Below are 8,452 nucleotides of genomic sequence, written 5' to 3' on the forward strand. Positions count from 1 at the left end.
GCCATGTCCTTCACGTACGACGCGGTGGGCGCGACCCGCGACAATCTCGCCGCCTGCCCGCCGGGCTTCCACCCGCTTCACGTGCGCACGCGCATAGGCGAGGGGCGCGAGGCCTTCCAGCGGGCCACCGAGGCCGTCCTCACCTGGGAACTCCACCGCGCCCTGGGCGTGGGCATCGACACCGCCGCCGAACGGGCGGCCCCCGGTGTGGACGTCACGGTCACCCTCGCCGGCCTCGTCAGGGCCCCCTGCCGGATCGTCTGGACCCTGGACGAGTCCCGCCGCGCGGGCTGGGCCTACGGCACCCTCGCCGGCCACCCCGAGTCCGGCGAGGAGGCCTTCGTGGTCGACCGCACCGGCGACGGCACGGTCTGGCTGACGGTCGCGGCCTTCAGCAGACCGGCCAAGTGGTACACGCGAGCCGCCGGCCCGGCGACCCGGGGCCTGCAACAGGCGTACGCCCGCAGGTGCGGGACGGTACTGCGCAGGCTGTGCTCGGACGACACGGACGCCCTGGGCTAGGGGTGGCCGAAGTTCCGGGGTTTCCACCGGATCGCGCCGTCTGCGATGATCGGGGGTCTCGGCCGACCGGGGAGGTCGCACGTGGCGGAAGGCGGTAAGCCCGGGCCGTTCGCCTCGTGGGCACCGGGCAGCTATCTCGGCCAGCTCTCCGACGGCGCACGCCGGACCCTGCTCCAGGCCGGAACCCTCCGGTCGTACGCGGCCGGCGACGTGCTGTTCCGGGAAGGCGATCCGTCGTCGTACCTCCTCATGATCGCGGAGGGGCTGGTGAAGGTGTCGGCGGCGGCCCCCACGGGCCAGGAGACGCTGCTCGCCATCCGCGGGCCCGGAGACGTCATCGGTGAGCTGTCCGCGCTGGGCCGCAATCCCCTGCGGTCCGCCACGGTCATCGCGGCCGGCCGGGTCACGGCCACGATTCTGGCCAACCACGTCTTCCTCCAGCTGGCCGAGACACATCCCGAGCTGGCGACCGCCATGATCCGGGTGCTCAGCGCCAAGCTCCGCGAGGCGTCCGTGGCCCGGGTCGAGGTGCACACCTACGGCGTCCGGGTGCGGCTGGCGCGCGTCCTGCTCAGCCTGGCCGCCTCACTGGGCCGCAGGACCGAACACGGCACGGTCCTCGAACTGCCCCTGACCCAGCCCGAACTGGCGGCGCTCGTGTCCGCCTCGCCCCGGTCGGTCGCCAGGGCCCTCCAGGAGTTCCGCGACGGCGGCCTGATCGACATCGGCTACCGGCGGGTGCTGCTGCGCGACCCCGAAGCGCTCACCGAAGCGGCCCACGGCTGAGCCGTCGAGCGCCCAAGCGGCCCGCGAGCGTACGCGTGCTACGCCTTCCGCAAGACGGACCCGTCATCGAAACGCAGGCAAACTGCGGGCTACCACCCCCGCAGCTCGCCTGCGCGCATGCCGGACGAGGGCTCGGCAAAGAAGACCTCCGTGCGACGTCAACAGCCTAGACGTCACTGCTGGGGCGAGACCACGCCACATGACAGGGTTCGGGAAACCCGCCGGGCCCCGACGCGCGGCGGCGGGCGGCTCTGGAAGCGGGACCCCCCGCACCCTAGGGTTGTGTTCCGTTCGACGGCTGTTCACGGCGCCTCCTACCAAGGCGCCGGCCGTCGTCCGTCCCGCAGGGCTCGGCAACCAGGCTCACAGGAGACAAAGTGTCGGCACACGTATGGATTCTGGCGATCAGCGGAGCAGTGGCCATCGCCGCACTGGGACTCGCGGGCTACGCGGTCTCGAAGATGAAGAAGAGCTCACCGGCGCGGGTCGCCGTGGTGATCACGGCGCTGGCGGGGTTCGTCTCCGCCATCCCGCCGCTGGTCTCCTCCTTCTCGGCACTCCAGGGCTAGTCCCGTGAACCGCACCGGACCCCGGGAACTCCTCCACAGCACCACTTCGGGCGATGCGCCCGGCACCATCGTGGACTCCCGGTGTCCGGTGCTGCACAAGCGTCTGAACACCGGCCTCTTCAAGGACCTGAAGGGCCTGGCGCTGCCCGCCGACGACTTCGTCATCGCGGGCAGCGCCCCGCTGTACATCCGCGACCTGCGGGACGAGGTGTCCGATCTGGACGTCGTCGCGGGAGAGAGATGCTGGAGACAGGCCCAGCCCCTCGGTTCCCTTCAGCCGGCGCCGTACGGGGACGTGCTGTCCGTCGGCGTCGTCGAGAGAAAGGCACGACCCGTCGGGCCCATCGAGGTCCTGAACGCCTGGTTCCCTCCCCTGTTCGGAAATGTCGCACAGCTCATCGAGAACGCAGAGGTCGTCGACGGTCTGCGGTTCCTGACGCTCCAGGACACCTACCGGTGGAAGGAGCGTCTGGGCCGTGAGAAGGACCGCGACGACCTCTCTCGCGTCCGGCGGAAGTTCCCCGAGGCCCCCCTCTGGTGGGGGAACTGACCGTCAGCGCATCAGGAGCCCCGCTCCCTCCGCCGTGTCCTCCGAGGGGGCTGTGACCAGGCCCAGTTCGGCGTTCGTGGCGAGGAGCGGGTGGGCCGGGAGGATGCGGACCGTGTAGCCGTAGGGGCCCGTGCGGTCGAGGGACAGCGGACCCTCGTAGGTCCAGTGGCCCTCCGGGTCCGGGCCCGACGTCGGCTTCAGCGGGGCCGTCTCGGCGTCCGTGATGCGGTCCTCGGGGTCGACCCGGCCGGCGACGGCCTGGACCTCCACGTCGTCGGGGGTGAGCTCGCCCAGGCGGACGCGGACGCGCAGCGCGAGGGTGGTGCCGAGTTCCGCGGTGGCCGGGGCCGCGGTGGTCGCCACATGGTCGACGGTCACCCCGTGCCAGGCCGCCCGCACCCTGCCCTTCCAGGCCGCCATTTCCCGGGCCGCACCGGACGTCATGGACCGGTGGGCGTGGGCCGCCGGCGTGTAGAGACGCTCCACGTACTCGCGGACCATGCGCCCCGCCAGCACCTTGGGACCGAGCAGGGTGAGGGTCTGGCGGACCATCTCGATCCAGCGGTCGGGCAGGCCGGTGCGGCCGCGCTCGTAGAAACGCGGGGTGACGCGCTGTTCGAGGAGGTCGTAGAGGGCGTCCGCCTCGATGTCGTCGCGGCGCTCCGGGTCGGTGCCCGCGCCGTCCGCGGTCGGGATCGCCCAGCCGAAGTCCGGCTGGAACCACTCGTCCCACCAGCCGTCCAGGACGGAGAGGTTGAGCCCGCCGTTCAGGGCCGACTTCATCCCGCTCGTCCCGCACGCCTCCAGCGGGCGCAGCGGGTTGTTGAGCCAGATGTCGCAGCCGGACAGCAGCTTCTGCGCCATCGCCATGCCGTAGTCGGGCAGGAAGACGACGCGGTGGCGGACGCGCGGGTCGTCGGTGAACCGGACCAGTTCCTGCACCAGCCGCTTGCCGCCGTCGTCCGCCGGGTGCGCCTTGCCGGCCACCACGATCTGGAGGGGGCGCTCCGGGTGCAGCAACAGGTCCATCAGCCGGTCACGGTCACGCAGCATGAGCGTGAGCCGCTTGTACGACGGGACCCGGCGCGCGAACCCGATGGTGAGGACGTCCGGGTCGAGCACCTGGTCGATCCACCCCAGCTCGGCCGTCCCCGCCCCCCGTTGCCGCCAGGACGCGCGCAGCCGCGCCCGCACCTCCAGGACCAGCTGTTCCCGCAGCGCCCGGCGCAGCTCCCAGATCTCCTGGGCGGCGACCCCGGCGACGGCGTCCCAGCGCTCCGGGCCGCCCACGGTCAGCGCCTCCTCGGTACGGCGGTCACCGAGCTGCCGGGCGCCCAGCCGCACCACCTCCGGGGCCACCCAGGTCGGGGCGTGCACCCCGTTCGTGACGGAGGTGATCGGCACCTCGTCGGGGTCGAACCCCGGCCACAGCCCGGCGAACATCTCCCGGCTGACGTTGCCGTGCAGCAGCGACACCCCGTTGGCGCGCTGGGCGAGCCGCAGGCCCATCACGGCCATGTTGAAGAGGTTGGGTTCGCCGCCGGGGTAGGTCTCCATGCCGAGCCGCAGGACCCGCTCGACGTCGACGCCCGGGAGTTCGGCGTCGGCACCGAAGTGGTGGGCGACCAGCTCGCGGTCGAAGCGGTCGATGCCGGCCGGGACGGGGGTGTGGGTGGTGAAGACGGTACCGGCCCGTACCGCCTCCAGCGCCGCGTCGAAGTCGAGTCCGGTGGCGACGAGTTCGCCGATGCGTTCCAGGCCCAGGAAGCCGGCGTGCCCCTCGTTGGTGTGGAAGACCTCCGGCTCGGGGTGCCCGGTCAGCCGGCAGTACGTCCGTACGGCGCGCACCCCTCCTATGCCCAGCAGCATCTCCTGGAGGAGGCGGTGTTCGCTGCCGCCTCCGTAGAGCCGGTCGGTGACACCGCGTTCGACGAGGTCGTTCTCCTCGACGTCGGAGTCCAGCATCAGCAGCGGCACCCGGCCCACCTGGGCCAGCCAGATCCGGGCGCGCAGCAGCCGGCCGCCGGGCAGCGCGAGGGAGACGTGCGCCGGGGTGCCGTCGGCCTCCTTCAGCAGCGCCACCGGGAGTTCGTTGGGGTCGAGGACGGGATAGTGCTCCTGCTGCCAGCCGTCCCGGGACAGGGTCTGCCGGAAGTAGCCGTGCCGGTACAGCAGTCCGACCCCGATCAGCGGCACGCCCAGGTCGCTGGCCGACTTGAGGTGGTCGCCGGCCAGGATGCCGAGACCGCCCGAGTACTGGGGCAGGGCCGCCGTGATGCCGAACTCGGGTGAGAAGTAGGCGACGGCGGCGGGCAGTTCGGCGGACTCGGGCCGTGACTGGTACCAGCGGTCGCCGGTCAGGTAGTCGCTGAGGTCGTCGGCGACCGCGGTCAGCCGGCGCAGGAACCGGCGGTCCCCGGCCAGTTCGGCGAGACGCGCCGGAGGCACGCTGCCGAGCAGCCGCACCGGATCGCCCTCCGAGGCGGCCCAGCGCTCGGGGTCGACGGACTGGAAGAGATCGCGTGTCTCGGCGTGCCAGGACCAGCGCAGGTTGCGGGCCAGGTCGCTGAGGGGACGGAGGGGTTCGGGGAGAACGGGACGGACGGTGAACCGACGGATCGCCTTCACATTCCACCTCGTGCGTTTCGCGTTCGCGTGGGAGCCGTACGGCAGTGTGCGGCTCGCGTCTGTGTCGACGGTACCGGTGTCGGGGTGCCGCCGGGGGCTGCCGCCGGCCTTCGCCCCCCGGGTGCCTTCTTGTCGGCTTTCGTCCTGTACGAGACCCTGCCTGCCTGAGCCGAGGAGGGGACTCACAGCCATGGCACGGACACGTACCCGGCGGCTGCGGCTGGTGGGGGGCCTGACCGCGGTCGTCACGGCGGCGGTGCTGTCGGCCGCCACCCTGCCCGCGCACGCCGTACCGGAGGGGACCATAGCCGGCGCCGGCGAACCCGGCTCGGTCGGCGGGAGTTACCTGGTGACACTGAGGGACGGGGTCAAGGGCGGCTCGGCGGCCGGTCGGGCGGTCGCCGCCCGCTATGGGGCGACAATAAGCCATACTTACGGCAGCGTGCTGAACGGCTACGCGGTCAGGGCAAGCGCTGCCCAGGCCCGGCGGCTCGCCGCGGACTCCCGGGTCGCCGCCGTCGTCCAGGACCGCCGGGTCGCCCTGGCGGACACCCAGTCGAACCCGCCGTCCTGGGGGCTCGACCGCGTCGACCAGCCGACGCTGCCGCTGGACGGCGCGTACACCGCACCGGGGTCGGCGGGCGCCGGGGTCACCGTCTACGTGATCGACACCGGGATCCGGATCAGCCACCGCGACTTCGGCGGACGGGCGAGCTACGGCTGGGACTTCGTCGGCGACGACCGGTCCGCCGGTGACGGCAACGGGCACGGGACACATGTCGCCGGCACCGTCGCGGGCACCCGGTACGGCGTCGCCAAGAGGGCGCGGGTGGTCTCCGTCAAGGTCCTGGACGACACGGGGACGGGCACCACCGCCCAGGTCATCGCCGGTGTCGACTGGGTCACCGCCCACGCCCGGGGACCCGCGGTCGCCAACCTCAGCCTGGGCGGTTATCACAGCCCCGAACTCGACACCGCCGTACGGAACTCGATCAGATCCGGCGTGACGTACACGGTCGCCGCCGGCAACGACGGCGGCCCCGCCGCCCGTTACTCACCGGCCGACGTGCCGCAGGCCCTCACCGTGGGTGCCGTCGACCGGGCCGGCACCCGCGCGGACTTCTCCGACTACGGTTCCGCCGTCGACCTGTTCGCCCCGGGCGTGTCGGTCGTCTCGGACGGGAACGGAAGCGACACCGCGCAGCAGACCCGGTCGGGCACGTCGATGGCGTCGCCGCACGTGGCGGGCGCCGCCGCGCTCTATCTCGCCGGACACCCGAGGGCCACACCGGCCCAGGTCGCCGACGCCCTGATTGCGGGGGCGTCGAGCGGGCAGGTGTCCGATGCGGGACCCGGATCGCCGAACAGACTCCTCCGGGTGCCGGAGTCGTAGAGCGGTCTTCGGGGTCGGGAAGGGGTCCTCGGAGCCGCGCGGCGGCCTCCGGGGCCGGAAGCGGTTTCTGGTGGGCGATCACGCCAGCGGCCCCGTTCGGCCTGAACGGGGCCGGTCTTGTGCGTAGACATACGACTGAGTAGTTAACAAAGTGCCGGATTGCCCACCCGAATAGGGTGGGAAGGCTCCTCCGGTACACCCCACGGACACAGCGCGGACACCCAGCACAGGTAGACCCTTCAGGTACACGCAGGACCCACCTCCCCACCACCCATCCGCCCACACACCCTCGTTGCCGCGGACAGGAGCGGTCATGCCCGCCACGCACCACTCGTCAGCACCCGCAAGCCCCCGCACGTCAGCACCTCCGACGCCACGCACGTCGTCCGGCGCGCCACCCCCCGCGGACGCCGCCACGGCCGTCGGCCGCATACCCGTCCTCGACGTCCGTCCGCTGGTCCAGCAGGGACGCCGGCCCGCCAAGGCGGTCGTCGGGGAGTCGTTCGAGGTCACCGCCACCGTCTTCCGCGAGGGCCATGACGCCGTCGCCGCCAACGTCGTGCTGAGGGACCCGAAGGGCCGTCCGGGCCCCTGGACCCCGATGCGGGAGCTCGCCCCCGGCACCGACCGCTGGGGCGCCACCGTCACCGCAGGGGAGAAACCCGGCCGTTGGACCTACCAGGTGGAGGCGTGGGGAGATCCGGTCGCCACCTGGCGCCACCACGCCCAGATCAAGATCCCGGCGGGCATCGACACCGAGCTGGTCCTGGCGGAGGGCGCCGCGCTCTACGAACGGGCCGCCGCCGGGGTGCCGAAGGCCAGGAAGCGGGAGATCGTGCTCGCCGCCGCGGCCGCCCTGCGCGACGAGGACCGGCCCGCCCCCTGGCGGCTGGCCGCCGCCCTCACCCCCGAGGTGGACAAGGTGCTGGCCCGCCACCCGCTGCGGGAGCTGGTGACCGCTTCGGAGCCGTTGCCGCTGCTGGTCGAGCGTGAACGCGCCCTGTACGGCTCCTGGTACGAGTTCTTCCCGCGCTCGGAGGGCACGCCCGAGCGGCCGCACGGCACCTTCCGCACCGCCGCGCGCCGGCTGCCCGCGATCGCCGCGATGGGCTTCGACGTCGTCTACCTGCCCCCGATCCACCCGATCGGCACCACCTTCCGCAAGGGCCGCAACAACACCCTCACGCCCACCCCGGACGACGTCGGGGTGCCGTGGGCGATCGGTTCGCCCGAGGGCGGCCACGACGCCGTCCACCCGGACCTCGGGACGCTGGAGGACTTCCGGTGGTTCGTGGCCGAGGCCGCCCGCCACGGCCTGGAGATCGCCCTGGACTTCGCGTTGCAGTGCTCCCCGGACCACCCCTGGGTGGAGAAACACCCCGAGTGGTTCCACCACCGCCCCGACGGCACCATCGCCTACGCCGAGAACCCGCCGAAGAAGTACCAGGACATCTACCCGATCGCCTTCGACGCCGACATGGACGGCCTCATCACCGAGACCGTGCGGGTGCTGCGGCACTGGATGGACTGCGGGGTACGGATCTTCCGCGTCGACAACCCGCACACCAAACCCGTCGTGTTCTGGGAACGGGTCATCGCCGAGATCAACGCGGCCGACCCCGACGTCCTCTTCCTCGCCGAGGCCTTCACCCGCCCCGCGATGATGCGCACCCTGGCCCAGATCGGCTTCCAGCAGTCCTACACGTACTTCACCTGGCGCACCACCAAAGAGGAACTCACCGAGTACGCCACCGAACTGGCGACCGAGAGCGCCGCCTACATGCGGCCCAACTTCTTCGCCAACACCCCCGACATCCTGCACGCCTACCTCCAGCACGGCCACCGCCCCGCCTTCGAGGTCCGCGCCGTGCTCGCCGCCACCCTCTCCCCCACCTGGGGCATCTACAGCGGCTACGAACTCTGCGAGAACACCCCCCTCAAAGAGGGCAGCGAGGAATACCTCGACTCCGAGAAGTACCAGCTCAAACCCCGCGACTGGGACCG

7 protein-coding genes are annotated in these 8,452 nt (G+C 72.1%); 6 read left to right on the plus strand and 1 reads right to left on the minus strand.

What is annotated here, in order from left to right:
* Window positions 1-3 precede the first annotated feature (3 nt).
* The 4 genes from MB828_RS14430 to MB828_RS14445 all read left to right on the plus strand — a co-directional run bounded on the left by MB828_RS14430 (window position 4) and on the right by MB828_RS14445 (window position 2,427).
* The gene (locus MB828_RS14430; protein WP_301648488.1) at window positions 4-522 is read left to right on the plus strand and encodes a DUF1990 family protein; all 519 of its coding nucleotides are present in this window, start codon (window positions 4-6) and stop codon (window positions 520-522) included.
* An 81-nt stretch (window positions 523-603) separates the two neighbouring features.
* Entirely contained in the window at window positions 604-1,308 is a 705-nt protein-coding gene (locus tag MB828_RS14435; RefSeq protein WP_301648489.1) for a Crp/Fnr family transcriptional regulator, read from the plus strand.
* Between the two features lie 377 nt (window positions 1,309-1,685).
* Window positions 1,686-1,877: a hypothetical protein gene (locus MB828_RS14440; RefSeq protein ID WP_301648490.1), complete on the plus strand. Its 192-nt coding sequence runs from the start codon at window positions 1,686-1,688 to the stop codon at window positions 1,875-1,877.
* A 4-nt stretch (window positions 1,878-1,881) separates the two neighbouring features.
* Window positions 1,882-2,427, plus strand: a complete 546-nt coding sequence (locus MB828_RS14445; RefSeq protein ID WP_301648491.1) for a hypothetical protein — start codon at window positions 1,882-1,884, stop codon at window positions 2,425-2,427.
* A 3-nt stretch (window positions 2,428-2,430) separates the two neighbouring features.
* Here MB828_RS14445 and glgP read toward each other — a convergent pair whose 3' ends face one another.
* Window positions 2,431-5,055: an alpha-glucan family phosphorylase gene (gene glgP / locus MB828_RS14450; RefSeq protein WP_301648492.1), complete on the minus strand. Its 2,625-nt coding sequence runs from the start codon at window positions 5,053-5,055 to the stop codon at window positions 2,431-2,433.
* A gap of 190 nt (window positions 5,056-5,245) precedes the next feature.
* Here glgP and MB828_RS14455 point away from each other — a divergent pair, with 190 nt between their 5' ends.
* Both MB828_RS14455 and MB828_RS14460 read left to right on the plus strand, forming a co-directional pair.
* On the plus strand, window positions 5,246-6,448 hold the full coding sequence (locus MB828_RS14455) for a S8 family peptidase (protein ID WP_301648493.1): 1,203 nt from the start codon (window positions 5,246-5,248) through the stop codon (window positions 6,446-6,448).
* A gap of 313 nt (window positions 6,449-6,761) precedes the next feature.
* Window positions 6,762-8,452 (plus strand): alpha-1,4-glucan--maltose-1-phosphate maltosyltransferase (locus MB828_RS14460; RefSeq protein ID WP_301648494.1); only part of this gene is annotated, 1,691 nt, incomplete at its 3' end.

The sequence above is a fragment of the Streptomyces arenae genome, from assembly GCF_022343545.1.
In the GTDB taxonomy this organism is placed as follows: domain Bacteria; phylum Actinomycetota; class Actinomycetes; order Streptomycetales; family Streptomycetaceae; genus Streptomyces; species Streptomyces humi.

Bases quoted from the DNA above. Each gene is read 5' to 3' on its own strand.
- MB828_RS14430 (WP_301648488.1), top strand. From the start codon at position 4: ATGTCCTTCACGTACGACGCGGTGGGCGCGACCCGCGACAATCTCGCC.
- MB828_RS14455 (WP_301648493.1), top strand. From the start codon at position 5,246: ATGGCACGGACACGTACCCGGCGGCTGCGGCTGGTGGGGGGCCTGACC.